17 protein-coding genes and 1 pseudogene are annotated in these 16,854 nt (G+C 71.1%); 5 read left to right on the top strand and 13 right to left on the bottom strand.

What is annotated here, in order from left to right; genetic code table 11:
* Positions 1-10: 10 nt before the first annotated feature.
* The 6 genes from OG371_RS22720 to OG371_RS22695 form a co-directional block, all read right to left on the bottom strand.
* On the bottom strand, positions 11-841 hold the full coding sequence (locus tag OG371_RS22720) for a MerR family transcriptional regulator (protein ID WP_329072334.1): 831 nt from the start codon (positions 839-841) through the stop codon (positions 11-13).
* Between the two features lie 3 nt (positions 842-844).
* On the bottom strand, positions 845-2,182 hold the full coding sequence (locus OG371_RS22715; RefSeq protein WP_329072332.1) for an amidase family protein: 1,338 nt from the start codon (positions 2,180-2,182) through the stop codon (positions 845-847).
* Between the two features lie 65 nt (positions 2,183-2,247).
* Positions 2,248-2,856: a response regulator transcription factor gene (locus OG371_RS22710; RefSeq protein WP_329072330.1), complete on the bottom strand. Its 609-nt coding sequence runs from the start codon at positions 2,854-2,856 to the stop codon at positions 2,248-2,250.
* On the bottom strand, positions 2,853-3,947 hold the full coding sequence (locus tag OG371_RS22705; RefSeq protein WP_329072328.1) for a sensor histidine kinase: 1,095 nt from the start codon (positions 3,945-3,947) through the stop codon (positions 2,853-2,855). Before OG371_RS22705 ends, OG371_RS22710 begins: the two co-directional genes overlap by 4 nt.
* Before the next feature lie 18 nt (positions 3,948-3,965).
* Positions 3,966-4,397 (bottom strand): hypothetical protein, encoded by a 432-nt coding sequence (locus tag OG371_RS22700; protein ID WP_329072326.1) that lies wholly within the window; start codon positions 4,395-4,397, stop codon positions 3,966-3,968.
* Between the two features lie 171 nt (positions 4,398-4,568).
* Positions 4,569-4,916: a hypothetical protein gene (locus OG371_RS22695; RefSeq protein WP_329072324.1), complete on the bottom strand. Its 348-nt coding sequence runs from the start codon at positions 4,914-4,916 to the stop codon at positions 4,569-4,571.
* A 338-nt stretch (positions 4,917-5,254) separates the two neighbouring features.
* Here OG371_RS22695 and OG371_RS22690 point away from each other — a divergent pair, with 338 nt between their 5' ends.
* A complete protein-coding gene (locus OG371_RS22690) occupies positions 5,255-7,009 on the top strand; it encodes an arabinofuranosyltransferase (protein ID WP_329072322.1) in 1,755 nt (584 codons plus the stop codon).
* A 46-nt stretch (positions 7,010-7,055) separates the two neighbouring features.
* Positions 7,056-7,929 (top strand): annotated as a pseudogene (locus OG371_RS22685) (IS5 family transposase).
* Between the two features lie 10 nt (positions 7,930-7,939).
* Here OG371_RS22685 and OG371_RS22680 read toward each other — a convergent pair.
* Complete coding sequence (locus OG371_RS22680; RefSeq protein ID WP_329072320.1) at positions 7,940-8,683, bottom strand: IclR family transcriptional regulator; 744 nt, start codon at positions 8,681-8,683, stop codon at positions 7,940-7,942.
* Between the two features lie 123 nt (positions 8,684-8,806).
* Between OG371_RS22680 and dhaK the strand changes: the two genes are divergently transcribed.
* The 3 genes from dhaK (at position 8,807) to OG371_RS22665 (ending at position 11,057) form a co-directional block, all read left to right on the top strand.
* On the top strand, positions 8,807-9,802 hold the full coding sequence (gene dhaK / locus OG371_RS22675; protein WP_329072319.1) for a dihydroxyacetone kinase subunit DhaK: 996 nt from the start codon (positions 8,807-8,809) through the stop codon (positions 9,800-9,802).
* Between the two features lie 11 nt (positions 9,803-9,813).
* On the top strand, positions 9,814-10,410 hold the full coding sequence (gene dhaL / locus OG371_RS22670; protein ID WP_329072317.1) for a dihydroxyacetone kinase subunit DhaL: 597 nt from the start codon (positions 9,814-9,816) through the stop codon (positions 10,408-10,410).
* A gap of 68 nt (positions 10,411-10,478) precedes the next feature.
* Entirely contained in the window at positions 10,479-11,057 is a 579-nt protein-coding gene (locus OG371_RS22665; RefSeq protein ID WP_329072315.1) for a TetR/AcrR family transcriptional regulator, read from the top strand.
* Positions 11,058-11,064: 7 nt separating this feature from the next.
* On the opposite strand, the gene OG371_RS22660 is transcribed toward OG371_RS22665, so the two are convergent.
* The 6 genes from OG371_RS22660 to OG371_RS22635 form a co-directional block, all read right to left on the bottom strand.
* Positions 11,065-11,265, bottom strand: a complete 201-nt coding sequence (locus OG371_RS22660) for a hypothetical protein (protein ID WP_329072313.1) — start codon at positions 11,263-11,265, stop codon at positions 11,065-11,067.
* A gap of 168 nt (positions 11,266-11,433) precedes the next feature.
* Positions 11,434-11,937 carry a hypothetical protein gene (locus tag OG371_RS22655; RefSeq protein ID WP_329072311.1) on the bottom strand — a complete coding sequence of 168 codons (504 nt, stop codon included), beginning with the start codon at positions 11,935-11,937 and terminating at the stop codon, positions 11,434-11,436.
* Positions 11,938-12,316: 379 nt separating this feature from the next.
* Positions 12,317-13,621, bottom strand: a complete 1,305-nt coding sequence (locus OG371_RS22650; RefSeq protein ID WP_329072309.1) for an aldehyde dehydrogenase family protein — start codon at positions 13,619-13,621, stop codon at positions 12,317-12,319.
* 10 nt (positions 13,622-13,631) lie between these two features.
* A complete protein-coding gene (locus OG371_RS22645; RefSeq protein WP_329072307.1) occupies positions 13,632-15,128 on the bottom strand; it encodes a CoA transferase in 1,497 nt (498 codons plus the stop codon).
* Entirely contained in the window at positions 15,128-16,051 is a 924-nt protein-coding gene (locus OG371_RS22640) for a 3-hydroxyacyl-CoA dehydrogenase NAD-binding domain-containing protein (RefSeq protein ID WP_329072306.1), read from the bottom strand. The genes OG371_RS22645 and OG371_RS22640 overlap by 1 nt, the downstream gene beginning before the upstream one ends.
* A gap of 11 nt (positions 16,052-16,062) precedes the next feature.
* A complete protein-coding gene (locus tag OG371_RS22635; RefSeq protein WP_329072304.1) occupies positions 16,063-16,797 on the bottom strand; it encodes an acetoacetate decarboxylase in 735 nt (244 codons plus the stop codon).
* Between the last annotated feature and the right edge of the window lie 57 nt (positions 16,798-16,854).

Raw genomic sequence — 16,854 nt, 5'->3', positions numbered from 1 at the left:
ACCGAGCCGGTCAGCCGGCCGTGACGGGTTCTTGCAGTTCGGTGACCCAGAGGGCGGGGTCCGCCGGGCAGTCCAGGTACAGCTCACGGGCCGGGCCGCCGGAGTGGCGGCCGTGGGTGTCGATCCAGCGCGCAAGCGCTTGCCAGGCGGGCAGCACGGCCTGGATCGGGCCACGGTGGACGAGCGTGGCGTGGTCGCCCGCGGGCAGGTCGACGATCGACAGGCCGTTGCGCACGGTGCCGTGTCCGGTGGCGATGGGGACCGCGGCGTGGACGGCCACCGCCGCGTCACCGCCGGGGGCTTCGACTTTGATGTAGTAGCAGGTCAGTCGGCCGACCGGGGTGACCTCGGCGGTGGCCAGCCGGCGGCCGAGCTCGGCGCAGAGTGGCTGCACCACCGGGCCGATGTCGTCCGGGTGGAAGCTGCCCGCGCTCGTCGACAGCTCGGCCATCCGGACCGCGGGCAGGTGCTTGACCACCACTTCGTGGGCAGGCAGCCGGCCGTCGAGTTCGATCGCCTGCAGTCTGGCCTCGACCTGGGCCAGCCGCTGCGTGCTCGCGGCGACGGCGGCTTCGAGGTCGGCGCGGCGCAGGGCGAGCATGTCCCGCACCTGCTCGACGCCGACCTGCTCCGCCAGCATGGCCCGGACCTGTTCAAGGGTGAAGCCGAGATCCTTGAGCGCGACGATCCGGTTGAGCTCGGTCAGCTGCGCGGCCTGGTAGGAGCGGTAGCCGGTGGCCGGGTCGACGTGGGCGGGCGTCAGCAGCCCGATGGCGTCGTAGTGCCGCAGCATGCGTACTGACACCCGGCCGTGCCAGGCGAACTCCCCGATGGCGAACACGGCTCATCCTGACACGGCCGGCGGCGTGAACCCGCCGATCACGTCGGCGGCCAGCTCGGCGAAGGTGATCGCGGTGTCGTCCTCGTGCCGGGGGCCGACGATCTGCGCGCCGACCGGCAGCCCGGTGCGGCCGACCGGGGCGGTGAGCGCCGGCAGACCGGCCAGCGAAGCGTGCGAGATCCAGAACCCCAGCTCCGGGGACGGCCCCTCGAGAGGGGGAGCCACGGTGCGGGTGGCGGGGCAGAGCAGTACGTCGACCTCCGAGAAGTACCGGTCCCAGGCCGCGCGGGCCGCCATCCGCTGCCGATGCTGCTCGACCACCGCCGTCACGGGGGCGAAGTCCGGGTCACCGCCGTGGAAGGCGAAGAACTGCCGTACCTGGAAGCCGAACGACTCGGCTTGCCGGACCGGATCGACGCCCTCCGGCCAACCCGGCACGATCTTCGCGCCCGCCGCCGCCAAAGCGTCCACCGCGTCCGACAACGCTGCGCCGACCTCGGCGGTGACGGCGGCGGCCGGGTGGTCGAGCACCACCCTGACCCGGAAGTCCGCCAGCCGGGTCCGCCGAGGCGGGGCCAGGTGCCAGGCGTACGCCTTGGCGTCCGGGCCATCGGGGCCGGCGGTGACGCGCAGCGCCAGGCGCAGGTCGGCGGCCGAGCGAGCCATCGGCCCCACTGCGGACAGATAAGCCAAGTCACTGGGGTCGCTGCGCGGGCCCGGCGGCTGGAACCCGCCCAGCGGGACCGTTCCGGCGGTGGGTTTGAGCCCGTACACCCCGCAGAAGGCGGCCGGGATCCGGATCGAGCCCGCCAGGTCGGAGCCGTACTCCAGAAACGTCAACCCCGCAGCCACAGCAGCCGCGCCGCCCCCGGTCGAGCCACCAGGCGAACGCGTGTGGTCCCACGGATTGACGGTCCGGCCGTACACCGGGTTGGCGCACGCCACGACGTCGGCGAGCATCTCGGCGACATTGGTCGTGCCGAACAGCACCGCCCCCGCCGAGCGCAGCCGCGACACGACCACCGCGTCCCGGTCGGCGACAAACCCGGCGAAGTCGGGATTACCCCAGGTGGAGCGCATCCCGGACACCTGGAAGCTCTCCTTGATGGTCATCGGCACCCCGTGCAGCAGCTCCACTCGCTCGCCGCGGGCCAGCGCTACGTCGGCGTCGTCAGCGGCTTGCAGGGCGGCTTCGCGGTGGACCTCCACCACCGCGTTCACGGCCGGGTTGATCGCATCGACGCGGTCGAGCACCAGCTCGGCCAGCTCACGTGCGGACAGCCGGCCCGCGCGCAGCCGCGCCGCGATTTCGGTGGCGGACTGGAAAACTGGCTCGGTCATGACTCCGGTCTACGGCCTGACACGGTGTCAGGGTCAACACCCGGATTTGGCGCTCTCGGTGAGCCCTACAGCCAGCCGCGCTCGTCGGCCTTCCGCAGGGCTTCCATCCGGTTGCGGGTCCCCGTTTTCGCGATCGCCGCCGACAGGTAGTTCCGGACCGTGCCCTCCGACAGGTAGAGGTTGGCCGCGATCTCGGCGACCGAAACACCGGACCGGGCGGCGATGAGCACGTCGCGTTCACGGGCGGTCAGCGGGGATTCCCCGGCGGCCAGGGTGGCGACGGCCAGGGCCGGGTCGACCACGCGCTCGCCCTTCATCACCCGGCGGATGGCGTCGGCGAGCACCTCGGCCGGCGCGTCCTTCACCACGAAGCCCACGGCGCCCGCGTCCATCGCGCGGCGCAGGTAGCCCGCGCGGCCGAACGTGGTGAGCATGACCACGCGGCAGTCCGGCACCTGCGCGGCGAGCACGGCGGCGGCCGCGAGCCCGTCGAGGCCGGGCATCTCGATGTCCAGCAGGGCGACGTCGGGGCGGCCCGCGAGCGCGGCGTCGGCCACCAGGTCGCCGCGGCCGACGGAGCCGACGACCTCGAAGTCGTCCTCCAGCTCCAGCAACGCGCACAGGGCCTGGCGGACCAGCTCCTGATCGTCCGCGAGCAGCAGTCGGATCGTCATGCGGGCGCTCCCATCGACACGGCCAGCCGCCAGCCTTTCGGCTCCAGCGGCCCGGCCTCCATGCGCCCGCCGGCCTCGGCGACGCGCTCGCGCAGCCCGGTCAGGCCACTGCCCGCGGATGCCCCCGCACCCACGCCGTCGTCGAGAACTTCCAGCGCCGAAGCGGAAAGGACGACCGTGCACCGGGTCGCGCGGGCGTGCCGGGCGACGTTGGTGAGCCCCTCCCGCACCACCCAGCCGAACAGCTCCTGGTGCGCGCCGTCGACGACGTCCGCGGCCGTGGGCAGGTCGGCGATGACCCCGGACGCGCGCAGCAGCTCCCGGCCGCGCGCCAGTTCGCCCGCGAGCGTGACGTCGCGATACCCCGAAACGGCGGCGCGCACGTCGGCGAGTGCCTGCCGGGAGAGCGTTTCGACCTCGGTGATCTCGTCCACCGACCGCTCGACCCCGTTGGCCGCGAGCCGCCGGGCGAGGTTGCTCTTGACCGTGATGGCGGTGAGCGAGTGGCCGAGCAGGTCGTGCAGGTCCCGCGCGATCCGCGCCCGCTCGGCCTCGGACGCGAGCCGCACGACCTCGGCGCGCGCCTCCACCAGCGCGTGGTTGGCGCGGATCGCCTCGGCGAACGCGTAAACCATCAGCACGGTGAACACCAGCGCGACGGTCTGCGTCCAGCCCGGCCCGCTCTGCCACGGCCGCACCGCCCACGGCACCAGCAGCGCGGCGAGCGCCGCCCCGGCCACGAGCGGAAAGGCGAGGCGGGGCAGCCGCGGCGCGGTGAGCGAGACGACGACCGTCGCCATGAAGAACGCGTTGGCGCGCGCGAACGGCAGAGCGGCCAGGAACAGCAAGGTGAGGACCCCGACCAGCGCCCAGAACCAGCGTGACCGCGACCGCGCCGCCAGCCAGGCGGACAGCGCGTAGACGGCGCAGAACGCCAGCACGATCACCCAGCCGGCGAACAGGCCCGCGCCGCTGGTGTACTGCGCCATCCCGACGCCGGCCACCAGGGGGTACACGAGCAGTCCGGCGTCCAGGAGGAACCGCCGCCAGCCCAGCAGCCACCGATCCGCGGCCTCGCTGTTCTGGTCCATCTCCCGCACGCTACCGCCTCACGCCCGCCCGGCCCCGGCGAACAGGGACCGCAGGTGCCTGCCGTTGATGATCAGGACGACCCCCAGCAGCGCGAGCCCGCAGACGCCCTGCTCGATCCGCAGCCACACCGGAAACGCCCCCGGCAACGCCACGATCACCACAATCGCCACCAGCATCACCCCCGAAACGATCCGCAACCGCCGAAACGCCCCCGGCGACCCGCGTGACGCACGGACGGTGAGCGAGAGCGTCAGCAGCGCGCTGGCCACCACGATGGTCGCCCGCACCCAGACGGAGTCGGTCACCATTGTCTTGTTGTCCCGCCACAGGAAGATCGCCACAAGCGTGAGCACGCTGAGCCCCAGGTACCCACTGACCAGCCCCCGCACGAGGCGAAAGGCCGACCGGCTGCGCGGATGCTGCAGGTCCTGGGCGGAGATCGTGGTCATGACTGTCCTTTCCGGACTTCGAAGGTTCTTTGTCACCTCTTCATGCTGGTCGGTGGGGGTGGCGCGGTGTAGTGAGGCTGCGCATGGGTCGGCCGTGACATTTGTCAGTGGTCGCGAGGCCCCCGGTGCAGGCCTGGCGCGGGCCGCTGACGCTCCCGATTGCGTCAAGCACTAAGCGTTACCTGACACCCAATCGGAGAATGGATGGACCTGCGCGATCGGAGAGCCGATTTCCGCGAGGGAGATCGCGAAATCCATAGCCAGCTCCGCACGGCTTCTCGACCTGATCCGCGCGATGAGATCCGGCAACTGCTCCACGAAGGCCGACAGGTCGTAGGCAACATCCACGGGCCATTCGAGAGCGCCAAACCCCTCGATGTGAAATCGGCAGTCAGTTTCCGCAAGCAAGCCGCAGGCCGCCGCGACCATGCTGTCAAAGTCGTCCTCAACCTTCGGGCCGATCAGCGACCCAAGGGCCAGCGACGAAGACGGCCTCTCCAAAGTGCAACGGAACACCAACGAAAGTTCCTTCCATTCAGGAACGCGCCTTCAAGGCACCGGCGGAACACCTTTTTCATCCATCCCCAGAGATCATGATCGACCAACCCCGACAAAGGACCCGGCATCAGATCGCGAACTCCACCCGAGAGCCTGTGAACCTGAATGGCAATGATCCCACATGATCCTCCGAAGAGGCTGAACTCCAGAAGACCGTAGTCCGCCGGCCGAACCCGGCAACCACCCCCGCACGCCCACCACCAGCCGCTCGACACAGCTCCAACCACGCGCCGGTACGATCGCGCAGCGGTCGCAGGCCGCATGATGTGGCAGCCTGACCTGGCCGGCGAGGAGATCCGATGAGCACCGTGGCGAGTGAGACGCTGCCCGCGAGACCCGACGCGGACCGGCCGCAACCGGGGTGGACGCGGGCGCGGGCCTGGAACTGGGCGGTGCTCGGCCTGACCGTCGCCGGCTTCGCGGTGCTGGCGTGGAACCGCCGGTGGATGAGCGACGACGGCATGATCGTGCTGCGGACCGTCCGCCAGATCCTGGCCGGCAACGGGCCGGTGTTCAACGCGGGCGAGCGCGTCGAGTCCAACACCAGCACCCTGTGGACGTTCCTGCTGCTGGCGTTCGCCTGGATCCCCGGGCTGCGGCTGGAGTGGCTGGCCGTGGTGACCGGCCTCGTCTGCTCCGTCGGCGGGCTGCTGCTCGCGCTCGACGGCGCGCGCCGGCTCGCCGGGGCCACCCGCTCGGTGTTCGTGGTGCCGCTGGGGGCGCTGGTCGTGGTGACGCTGCCGCCGTTCCGGGACTTCGCGACGTCCGGGCTCGAGACCGGCCTGATCACGCTGTGGCTGGGCGGCACCTGGTGGCTGCTGGTCCGCCGCGCGCGGCACCAGAGCGCCGGGCGCGTGTGGCTGACGGCCGTGGTGATCGGCCTCGGCTACCTCGTACGGCCGGACCTGGCGCTGTTCAGCGCCGTCGCCGGGGTGGGACTGCTGGTGCTCGCGTGGCGCGGCTGGCGCGCGGGGCTGCTGTGGATCGTCGCCGCGGCCGCGCTGCCCGCCGCGTACCAGGTGTTCCGCATGGGCTACTACGGCCTGCTGACGCCGAACACCGCGCTCGTCAAGGAAGCCTCGAACGCCTTGTGGCACAAGGGGTTCGGCTACCTCGCCGACTTCGTGGGCCCGTATTGGCTCTGGGTTCCGGTGGTGCTGTGCGCGCTGATCGCCGTGGCGCTGCTGTGGGGCAAGCGCGTGAACCGCGAGATCGCGGTCGTGGTGGCCGTGCCGGTGCTCGCCGCGCTCGGGCTGGCGCTGTACGTGATCCGCGTCGGCGGTGACTTCATGCACGCGCGGATGCTGCTGCCCGCGCTGTTCTGCCTGCTGCTGCCCGTGATGGCGATCCGCCTGACCCGGCTGACGGTGGTCCCGGCGATCGCGCTGGGCGCGTGGGCGCTGGTGGCCGTCGGCTGGCTGCGCACGCCGTACACAAGCCTGCCGCACCCGATCGACGAGGCGCGCGGGATCGCCGACGAGCGCGCCAACTACGTCGCCGACAGCCACCACACGCACCCGATCCTGGCCGAGGACTTCGACGAGTTCACCGCGATCGCGACCCCGCTCCGCACCCTGCTCGACCACGAGCCCGAGCCGGTGGTCCTGGTCCAGACACCGCAGGGCCAGTGGCACGCCTACCCGACCACCTCGGGCCACGACACCGTCACGTTCTTCAACATCGGCGGCCCCGGCCTGCTGCTGCCGCTGGACGTCTGGGTGCACGACCCGATCGGGCTGTCGAACCCGATCGCCGCGCACACCACGCCGTACCCCGACCGCCGGACCGGCCACAACAAGTACGCGGGCATCGACTGGGACCTCGCCGACGGCGGCCGCGGCACCACGGCCGAGCTCGCCGCCCGGGGCGACTTCACCGCCGTCCGGCTGGACGACATCCGGCGCACGCTGGCCTGCCCGCACAACCGGGAGATGCTCGACTCCGTCCGGGCCCCGCTGACCTTCGAGCGGTTCTGGGACAACCTGGTGCACGCCGTCGGCCGGACCTCCCTGCGCTACGACCACGACCCGGCGAAGAACCAGACCTGCGGCTAGAGCGTGTCTGCTAAAGATCGGTAGGTTGGTGCGGGATGCTCTGTAGGTGTTGCGCGCGGACGAGATTTCTGACGGGTTGTGGGCGTTGATCGCGCCGGTGTTGCCGGCGGGCGGGCATCAGGGACGCCCGTGGAATGACCATCGGTTGACGCTGGAAGGGATCGTCTGGCGCTATCGCACGGGATCTCCGTGGCGGGACGTCCCCGATCATTTCGGGGCGTGGCAGTCGGTCTGGGAGCGGCATCGCCGCTGGTCTGACGATGGAACGTATGTGCGGATGTTCGCCGCGGTGCGGGCGGCTGCTCCCGAGCGTGATGAACAGTTACGCAATCTGCTGTCGATCGATTCCACCATCGCTCGTGCGCATCAGCATTCGGCTGGCGCGCTGCACGATGCCCACGCAGGGGGCTCGATCGAATGACACGAATCTGGCCCGCGAACCAGCCGACCACGCGCTGGGCCGTTCCCGCGGTGGGATGAGCACCAAGATTCACGCACTGACCGACCGGTTCTGCTGTCCGTTGACGGTATTGCTCTCGCCCGGCCAGGCCGGTGACAACCCGTATCTCAAGCCGCTGCTGGCGGCGCATCGGCGAGGTGACACCGAGGCGTTCCGGTTGCTGGCGGACAAGGCGTACTCCCATCCCAGCACCCGCACTTACCTGCGGGCAAAGAAGATCGCCCACACGATCCCGGAGCGAACCGACCAGGAGAAACGCCGCAAGGCCAAGGGATCAGCCGGTGGACGACCACCCGCGTTCGACGCCGAGACCTACAAGGACCGCAACACCGTCGAACGCGGCTTCGGCCGACTCAAACAGTGGCGCGCTATCGCTACCCGCTACGACAAGTACGCCACCACCTACCTCGGCGGCCTCCTGCTCGCATGCACGCTCATCCACCACCGCGCCCGCAATTAGCAGACACGCTCTAGGCGGACGGCCCGGGCCAGCGCGAGGCACCCAGCTCACGCGAGATCGTCCGGGCCGTCTCCGCGACGGCCACCCGCACGGCGCCGGCCACCGGCCAGTCCGCGAGGGGGACCACCACGCCGATCGCGCCCGCGACGGCGTCGGCGGCGTCGAACACCGGCGACGCCAGGCCGCACTCCCCCAGCACGGCCTCCTCCTGCTCCACGGCGACGGCCTCGCGCCGGACGTCGTCGAGTTCGGCCCGCAGCACGGCCAGGTCGGTCACCGTTTCGCCGGTCATGCTGCGCAGCTCACCCGGGTCGGCGCCGGGCGTGAAGGCGAGCACGGCCTTACCGAGCGCCGTCGCGTGCGCGGGCACGACCAGGCCGACCTCCGACATCTGCCGTGACCCGTCCGGGCGCGGCTCGTGGTGCACGATCATCACCTCGCCGGGCAGCGGGACGCCGGCGCGCACCGCGTAACCCGTGCGCTTGGCCAGCTCCGCGGACCAGGCGAACGCGCGCGAGCGCAGCTCCAGGCTGCCCAGGTAGGCGTTGCCGAGCCGCAGCACCACCGGGCCCAGCCGGTACCGCGTGGACCCCGCCTCCTGCACGACCATTCCGTTGGCCTGCAACGTTTTGACGATCCCGTGCACTGTGGACGGTGCCAACCCGAGCCGCGCGGCGATGTCGGACAGCGGCACGCTGCGCGCCCCCTGCAGGACCCCGAGGACACGAACGGCCCGGTCGACGGCCTGGATCATCGCGGCACCTCTTCTGCGGGGACGCGGAGCACTTTACAACAGCGGGCCGGGCTCGTATGGTTCGTCGAATATTCGACAATGTCGAATCAAAGTCGACGATGACGAAGCTTTGGGGTGAGCACAATGGCCGTGCGACAGCTGGTGAACGATCCCGACGACCTGGTGGCCGAGGCGTTGCGCGGCCTGGAGCAGGCGCACCCGGACCTCGTCCGCTGTCACCCGGACCCGGCGTACGTGGTCCGCGCGGAGGCCGCCTGGCCGAAGGTCGCGCTGGTCTCCGGCGGCGGCTCCGGCCACGAACCCCTGCACACCGGCTTCGTCGGCCCAGGCATGCTCGACGCCGCCGTGCCCGGCGCGGTGTTCGCGAGCCCGACCGCGTTCCAGGTTCGCGCCGCCGTCGTGGCCGCCGACCACGGGCGCGGGGTGTTGCTGATCATCAAGAACTACACCGGCGACGTCCTGAACTTCACCATCGCCGCGGAGCTGGCGGCCGAGGACGGCGTTGAGGTCCGCACCGTGCTGGTGGACGACGATCTGGCCACCGAAAGCACCGAGGGCCCCGGCCGTCGCGGGACGGCCGCGGTCGTCGCCGTCGAGAAGATCTGCGGCGCGGCGGCCGAGCGCGGCGCCTCGCTGGACGAGCTGGCGGCGCTGGCCGAGCGCGTCACCGCGTCTGCCCGGACGCTGGCGCTCGCCCTCTCCTCGTGCACGCACCCCGGCGAGTCGCGGCCGTCGTTCGAGCTGGCCGACGACGAGATCGAGTTCGGCGTCGGCATCCACGGCGAGCACGGCATCGAGCGCCGCCCGTTCGCGCCGGTGCGCAAGCTGGTCGCGGACCTGGCCGACCCGATCGTCACGGCGCTCGGGCTCACGTCCGGTGAGCAGGTGATCGCCATCGTCAACGGCCTCGGCGCCACCCACGGGCTGGAGCTTTCCGCCGCGTACCAAGACTTGCGCGCCCATCTGTCCGGCCTCGGCATCGAGGTGGCGCGGTCGCTGGTCGGCTCGTACGTGACCGCGCTCGACATGCGCGGCTGCTCGATCACCCTGCTGCGCGCCGACGCCGAACTGCTGGAGCTGTGGGACGCCCCCGTCCGCACCCCGGCCCTGACGTGGTGAGGAGAAACGCCATGGACACCATTAACGCCCGCGGCTGGGTCGAGCGGTTCATCAAGACCGTCGTCGACCAGGCCGGTGAGCTGACCGAGCTGGACCGCCGCGCCGGCGACGGCGACTACGGCACGAACCTGCGCTCGGCCCTGCGCCGCGTGGAAGCCAATCTGGCCGGCGTCGCCTCCGACGCGCCGGACGCCGTGTTCACCGCCGTCTCCGACGGATTCCTGAACACCGGCGGCACCAGCGGCCCCCTGTTCGGCATGTGGTTCCGCGAGTTCTCGCGCTCGCCGGAGCTGACCACGGCGGCACTGGCCGAGGCGGCCGCCGGCGGTGTGGCCGTGGTCCAGCGCCTCGGCAAGGCGGAGGTCGGCCACAAGACGATGGTCGACGCCATGGTCCCGGCCGCCGAGGCCCTCACCGCGGCCGCCGGGCGGGACGAACCGCTGGCCGACGCCGTGCGCTCGGCGGCGTCCGCGGCCCACGCCGGCGCCGCGTCGACCGAAAGCCTGCTGGCGAAGCGCGGCCGGGCCAGCTACGTCGGGGAAAACGCCCGCGGCGTGGTGGATCCGGGCGCGCTGACCGTGGCGCTGTTCTTCGACTCCGCATCCTGACGGCCACGGAACCAAAGTGTAGTCAGTGAACTTTGCTAGTCCGACAACCGAAGAGGTACGCTGGGCCGGTGAGTGAGACGACGCAACCCCTCGGCCGGCGAGAACGGAAGAAGGCCGCGACCCGGCAATCCCTGGCCGACGCGGCGCTGGCGCTGTTCCTGCAGCACGGCTACGACCAGGTCAGCATCAAGGACGTGGCCGAGGCCGCCGACGTGTCCACCACCACCGTCTTCAAGCACTTTCCCGGCAAGGAAGCGCTGGTCTTCGACGAGGAAGCCGAACACGAGGCGATGCTGGTCGCGGTGGTGCGGGATCGGCCGAAGGGCCAGAGCGTGCTCGCGGCGCTGCGTGAGCACGTGCTGAACTCGTACTTCAAGACGTCGGACAATCCGGGTTTCACGGCGTTCCGCCGGCTCATCGCCGAGACGCCCGCCCTGCGCGACTACTCACACCGGATGTGGATGCGGCACGAAACCGCGGTGGCGCAAGCGATCGCGGAGGACGCCGGGCTGCCGGCGGACGACCTCTCGGCCGCCGCGCTCGCCCACTTCGCCCTGGAGTCCACCGCGCTCACCCACAACCGCGCCGACTCGCGCGCGGCCGTCGAAGCCGCCTTCGACCTGCTTGAACACGGCTGGCAGGTCTGATTCCCGGTCAGTCCCGCCCGGCGAAGGCGCCCGGCGCGTAGCCGGTGGGCAGGAAGTCATCGGTCTCGGCGATCTCGGCCTCCGCGGCCAGCTCGTTGCGGCAGCCGGCCAGTCCGAACACGTGCGGGGTGCGGCGCTCGCCCCCGTACTCCACGCAGCTGCAGAACCCTCGCAGCGCGCCGGTGGGCGGGTCGTATGGGCTGGCCAACTTCTGCCTCCTGACGGTTCGGGCGGACCTGGTTCTGTGACTGGTTCCCACGGTGCCGGGCCCCGGCCGGACGGTCCAGGCCCCAGGAGGCCAACAGTCGGTGCCGGGAGCCGAACGGCTCCGCGTACTTCGCCGGGCCTGAAGTCCGGCTGTCCTCTGGCTGTGCGCTCAGCGGGGCATCTCGGTTCCCTTGCGCGGGCCGATCGCGGCGCCCACAACTACCAGGAGCGCGCCGCCGACCAGCAGATACGGCCCCAGTCCCAGCAGCGAGAAGTTCCGCGCGAAGATCAACACGACCCCGCCGGCGTGCAGCAGGAGCATCAACGTCGCCCGGCCCGCGAAAACCGTGCGGTACCACCAGAAGTTGGTGTGCGTCAGCTCCTTGCGCCGGATGCTGCTGAGCAGGAACGCCGAACGCTTGGTGCGCAGCGCGCCGAGCGTCCACGGCAGCACGGCCGCCATCGTCAGCGCGGTGAGGAGGAAACCGAACCACTGCACGTACGAGGTGGCCAGGTCGGACGAGAACTTCACCTGATCCGACTGCTTCAGCAGATCCAGGAAGGTGAACGAGACCGACACCGCGCCGGAGGTGAACGTCACCCACGGCACAGCGAACAACGCCACCAGCTCCAGCACGATCCCGAGCCCGGCCGGGATCACGCCGAGCCCCACCACCGTCAGCGGTCCGGGTCGCTGCGGATACCCCTGATTCCAGGCCCCCTGCGGCTGCTGTTGCGGGGCCCACTGTTGTTGCGGATACGGGTTTCCCGGCTGCGCCCACTGCTGTCCAGGCTGCGGTTGCCCAGGCCACGGCTGCCCAGGTTGTTGTGGCGGCCCAGCTTGCTGCGGCGGCGCAGGTTGCTGCGGCGGCCCGGATTGCTGCGGTGGCGCAGGTTGTTGTGGCGCAGGCTGTTGCTGCGGCCACTGCTGCGGTTGCCCGGGCTGCGGCGGTACCTGCGCTCCCGGCCACGGCTGCTGTCCCGGCGGACCCCCTGGGTGGCTCATGACCGGAGAGCCTAGCCGCCCCCAGGGCTTCCGCACGGGGATCTCGCTACCCCAGCGGCTTGTCCAGCACGGCCTTGAGGTTGCTGAACGTGTCGATGGAGTATTTCCCGTGGTAGCGCCCCATTCCGCTTTCCCCGACCCCGCCGAACGGCAGGTCGGAGGCGGTGAGATGCGCCACCGGCAGGCCGAATCCCACGGCGCCCGAGGAGGTTTCGTCGAGGATGCGCTGTTTCGTCTCCGGCGCGCCGACGAACGCGTACAGCGCCAGCGGCTTGTCCCGCCCGGTGATGAAGGTGATCGCTTCGTCCAGCGACGCCACCGTGAGCACGGGCAGGATCGGCCCGAAGATCTCCTCGCCCATCACCGGCGAGTCCGGGGCGACGTCGGCGAGCACGGTCGGCGCGATGAACTTGCTGTCCCGGTCGGTCTGGCCGCCGGTGACCACGCGGCCGCTGCCGAGCAGTTTCGACAGCCGGTCGAAGTGGCGGGTGTTCACGATCCGCCCGTAGTCGGGGCTGGCGGCCGGGTCGTCGCCGAATTTGGCGCGCAGCACGTCGGCCAGCAGCGGCTCCAGCTTCTCCGCGGTGTCGCCGATCGCGAGCACGTAGTCCGGCGCCACGCAGGTCTGGCCCGCGTTCATGAACTTGCCGTAGACGATCCGCTCGGCGGCCTGCCGCAGGTCGACGTCGGTGTCGACGATCACCGGGCTCTTGCCGCCCAGCTCCAGCGCCACCGGCGTGAGGTGCTTGGCCGCGGCGGTCATCACGATCCGGCCGACGGCGCCGTTGCCGGTGTAGAAGATGTGGTCGAAGTGCTGCTCCAGCAGCTCGGTGGTCTCCGGGATCGCGCCCTCGACCACGGCGACGCCCTCGGGGTCGAGGTACGCCGGCACGTGCCGGGCGATCGCGGCGGACACCGTCGGCGAGAGCTCACTGGGCTTCACCACCGCCGCGTTGCCCGCGGCCAGCACGCCGACCAGCGGCGCGAGCACGAGGTGCAGCGGGTAGTTCCACGGCCCGATGATCAGCGCGACCCCCAGCGGCTCGCGCACGACCGTGCCGCGCCCGGGCAGCAGCCGCTCCGGCAGCGGCGCGGCCTCCGGCGCGACCCACGCGTCGAGGTGCTCCAGCGTGTGGTCGACCTCGTTGGCCACGAACGTGATCTCCGCGCTGCGGGCCTCGGCCGCGTTTTTCCCGAGGTCGGCGTGCAGGGCGGCGAGGAAATCGTCCGCCTGCTCCAGGAGCATGGCCTTCAACGCGGTCAGCTGCGCCTTGCGCCACTCCAGCGGCTTGGTCCGCCCGGTCTGGAACGAAGCACGCAAACGGGAGACGACTTCGGGGATCTCGCTCATGATCATGACCCTAACGTGGTAGCCACTCGGCGCGACCCGAACCGCGGGGCACCAAGATCGTCGAGAACTCGCCCGGTGTCTCCGACATCCGGACCTGGTCGGTGACGCCCTGGTAGTGCCCCAGCGGCGTCTCGGCGGTGAACGTCTCCGGGTCGAGGTAGGCGTGCTGCTCGCCGGTGCCCGCGATCGCGTGCGCGTAGTTCTTGTCGAACACGCCGAGGCTGATGATCCACAGCGCGATGCGCGTCAGCGAGATGTGCACGCGGTAGCTGCCGCCCTCGGTGGCGCGGCGCATCAGCGCGGCGCAGATGCCGGTGGTGGCGAGCCAGGGCACCAGATAGTCGTTGACCACGGTGATGTGCGGCAGCTTCGGCTGGTCCGGTGTGCCCTCGAGGGTCATCATGCCGGTGACGCAGCCGGCGGTCTGGTCGAAGCCGACGCGGCCGGCCCACGGCCCGCGCTCGCCGTGCAGCGAGACGGTGGTGTGGATGATGCCCGGCCGGATCTCCGCGGCGCGCTCGGCCGAGAGCCCGAGCCCGGACACCAGCCCGGGGCGGCGGTTGGCGTAGAAGACGTCGGCGCCGCGCAGCAGCTCGTGCACCCGCGCCATGGCCGCGGGATCCCGCGCGAAGTCCACAGTGGACGACCGGACGCCGACGTTCGCGGTCAGGTAGACCACGTCGTTCTCCCACTCGGTGGGGCGCCACAGGTTCAGCGCGTCGGCCCCGTGCTGCGCCAGCGCGCGGCCGATGCCCGCGCCCGCGATCACGTGGCCCATGCCGAGCGCGCGGATGCCGTCGAGCGGCTGTTTCGCGCCCTCGGGCAGCGGCTCGGGGGCCGAGTCGCCGATCTTCTCGATCTCGATCAACGGCAGGTCGGCGAGCACGTCCCGGTACTGCCGGGTGGCCAGGAACTCCTCGGTGCTGCGGACCATCGGCATCACCAGGCCCGCGTCCGAGCCCGCCTCTTCCAGCTCGGCGGCGCTCCAGCGGGCGACGGCGTTCGCGATGGCCGTGCTGTCGTCGTACGTGCGCAACAGCTTGAGGGTCTTGGACTTCAGCTTCGGGTAGATGTTGAGCGGCATCACCCAGCGGCCGTCGCCGGCGCGGTAGAAGCTGAGCGAAAGCGGGCTGCCCGGGTCGCCGGTGTTGGTCGGCGGCAGGCCGTTCAGCAGCTCCCATTTCTTGTCGTAGAACGGGCACAGCCGGTGCGGGGCCTGGCGCAGGTCCATGCTGATGTCCTGACCGGGGCCGCCGCGGTGGCGCCACAGCGCGGCCAGCGCGACCGACTTCGCGACGAGCCCGATCGCGGGCGCCGCACCGAGCCGTACCGCGCTCGGCACCACCGGGTCGGCACCGACGAACTCCACCTTCCCACCACTGTCCTTTTCGGACATCCCAGCGGCCGCGAGCACCTCCCCGAGCGCGCCGTGGATGTCGAACTGGTCCTCGGCCTCGGAGCGGATCGGGTTCGCCAGCGCGGCCTCGATCTTTTCGGTGACCGACATCAGGACTCCTGTCCGGGGGTGGTGCCCAGCGCCTTCATCACGGCGATCTGCGCGGTGTCACGGGCTTTCGCCAGCTCGTCGACCGTCCCGCCGAACCCGGCCGCCTGCTCGCTCAGCAGCGCGACGGTGGGCTCGTCGAGGTCCGGGGTGCCCAGCTGGCCCCAGCGTTTGCGCAGGCCGGGCCCGAGGTGCTCGAGGAAGTGCGGCAGCCCGCCCGCGCCGCCGCCGAGGTGGAAGCTCAGGAACGGCCCGCTCACCGCCCAGCGCTGGCCGAGCGAGGACGTGACGACGTCGTCCAGCTGCTGCTCGGTCACCACCCCGTCGGCGACCAGGTGCACGCACTCGCGGAAGATAGCGGCCTGCAGCCGGTTCGCGACGAAACCCGGCACCTCTTTGGACAGCACGATCGGCTTCTTGCCCAGGCTCCGGTAGAACTCGACGGCCCGTTCGACGGTCTCCGCCGACGTGCGCTCCCCCGGCACCACCTCGACCAGCGGGATCAGGTGCGGCGGGTTGAAGGGGTGCCCGACGATCAGCCGCTCCGGCCGCTGGAGCGCCGTGGCGATCTCGGTGGCGGGGATGCCCGAGGTCGAGGTCAGCAACAGCGCGTGAGCCGGTGCGGCAGCCTCGATCGTCGACCAGATCTTGTGCTTGAGGTCGAGCCGCTCGGGCCCGTTCTCCTGCACGACGTCGGCGCCCGTGACGGCGGTGGCGAGGTCGGCCTCGAAGCTCAGCCGCGCCTCGATGCCGTCGGCAGGCAGGCCCAGCTCACGCAGCGCCGGGACCAGCTCGGCGAGGCCCGCGCGCACCTGAGCCTCGATGTCCGGCGCCGGATCGCTGACCGTCACCTCGAGCCCGCGAGAGAGCATCAGCCCGGCCCACGAGACGCCGATGACCCCGGCTCCGACGATGGTGGCCTTCATGTGGTTGCTCCTCAGGCGAGGTAGTCGTGCACCGCGGCCGCACGGCCCAGTGTCAGGTCGGTGAGCAGGTGGCTCGCGGAGACGACCTCCAGCACCGGCAGGTCGGCCAGCGGCGCGAGGGCGTGCGCGACCAGGTGCAGCCGGGCGGGGCCGGTCCAGGCGCCCTTGACCGTGAGGTCGCTGATCTGGCTGCGCGCCAGCTCGCAGATCCGCGGTTTCCCGTCGTAGCCGGGCACGATCTTGAGCATGTACGTCGGCGCCGTCAGCTCCTGGCGGGCCACGTCTTCGTCCAGCTTGCGGTGTTTGTAGCCCATGGTGGCGAGCGCGACGCGGATGGAGCCGTAGTCGAGCGTCCCCACGAGCGTGTCGGAGTCGACAAAGAGCTTCGGCGCCCCGAGCTTCTTCGGGTACGCGGCCACCTCGCGCCCGCTCGCGATGGCGGGCAGGCTGTCCACGTACATGCCGAGGGTGAACTCGCCGGGCTCCCCGTCGTAACTGACCATCGCGACCTGCCCGGACTCGGTGTAGTCCCCCAGCCCGGTCACATCCGGCATCCGCATCACCTCGAACCGCACCAACGGCTCGACGACCCGCAGCGGCTCGGGCACCAGCGCCCGCAACGCGTCCGGATCCGTCCGGTAAGTGATGTTCAGGTACTCCCGGTCGGTGAACCGGTACGGCCCCCGCGGAAACGCCGGCGCGGCCAGCGGCGTGGTGAGCTGCGCGCGGACCTCGTCCTCACGCATGAGCTGACTCCGTCAAGGTCACGACCGCGAATCTACCTGCGGTTATAGCGGATCGCA

It is taken from the genome of Amycolatopsis sp. NBC_01480, from assembly GCF_036227205.1.
Classification (GTDB): Bacteria; Actinomycetota; Actinomycetes; order Mycobacteriales; family Pseudonocardiaceae; genus Amycolatopsis.
This window is presented reverse-complemented; position numbering and strand designations above follow the sequence as displayed.

What these genes read in the sequence shown, in the direction of transcription:
- OG371_RS22710 (WP_329072330.1), bottom strand. Translation starts at nt 2,856, where the DNA reads ATGACGATCCGACTGCTGCTCGCGGACGATCAGGAGCTGGTCCGCCAG.
- OG371_RS22650 (WP_329072309.1), bottom strand. Translation starts at nt 13,621, where the DNA reads ATGAGCGAGATCCCCGAAGTCGTCTCCCGTTTGCGTGCTTCGTTCCAG.
- OG371_RS22690 (WP_329072322.1), top strand. Translation starts at nt 5,255, where the DNA reads ATGAGCACCGTGGCGAGTGAGACGCTGCCCGCGAGACCCGACGCGGAC.
- OG371_RS22645 (WP_329072307.1), bottom strand. Translation starts at nt 15,128, where the DNA reads ATGTCGGTCACCGAAAAGATCGAGGCCGCGCTGGCGAACCCGATCCGC.
- OG371_RS22705 (WP_329072328.1), bottom strand. Translation starts at nt 3,947, where the DNA reads ATGGACCAGAACAGCGAGGCCGCGGATCGGTGGCTGCTGGGCTGGCGG.
- OG371_RS22700 (WP_329072326.1), bottom strand. Translation starts at nt 4,397, where the DNA reads ATGACCACGATCTCCGCCCAGGACCTGCAGCATCCGCGCAGCCGGTCG.
- OG371_RS22680 (WP_329072320.1), bottom strand. Translation starts at nt 8,683, where the DNA reads ATGATCCAGGCCGTCGACCGGGCCGTTCGTGTCCTCGGGGTCCTGCAG.
- OG371_RS22640 (WP_329072306.1), bottom strand. Translation starts at nt 16,051, where the DNA reads ATGAAGGCCACCATCGTCGGAGCCGGGGTCATCGGCGTCTCGTGGGCC.
- OG371_RS22715 (WP_329072332.1), bottom strand. Translation starts at nt 2,182, where the DNA reads ATGACCGAGCCAGTTTTCCAGTCCGCCACCGAAATCGCGGCGCGGCTG.
- OG371_RS22635 (WP_329072304.1), bottom strand. Translation starts at nt 16,797, where the DNA reads ATGCGTGAGGACGAGGTCCGCGCGCAGCTCACCACGCCGCTGGCCGCG.
- dhaK (WP_329072319.1), top strand. Translation starts at nt 8,807, where the DNA reads ATGGCCGTGCGACAGCTGGTGAACGATCCCGACGACCTGGTGGCCGAG.
- dhaL (WP_329072317.1), top strand. Translation starts at nt 9,814, where the DNA reads ATGGACACCATTAACGCCCGCGGCTGGGTCGAGCGGTTCATCAAGACC.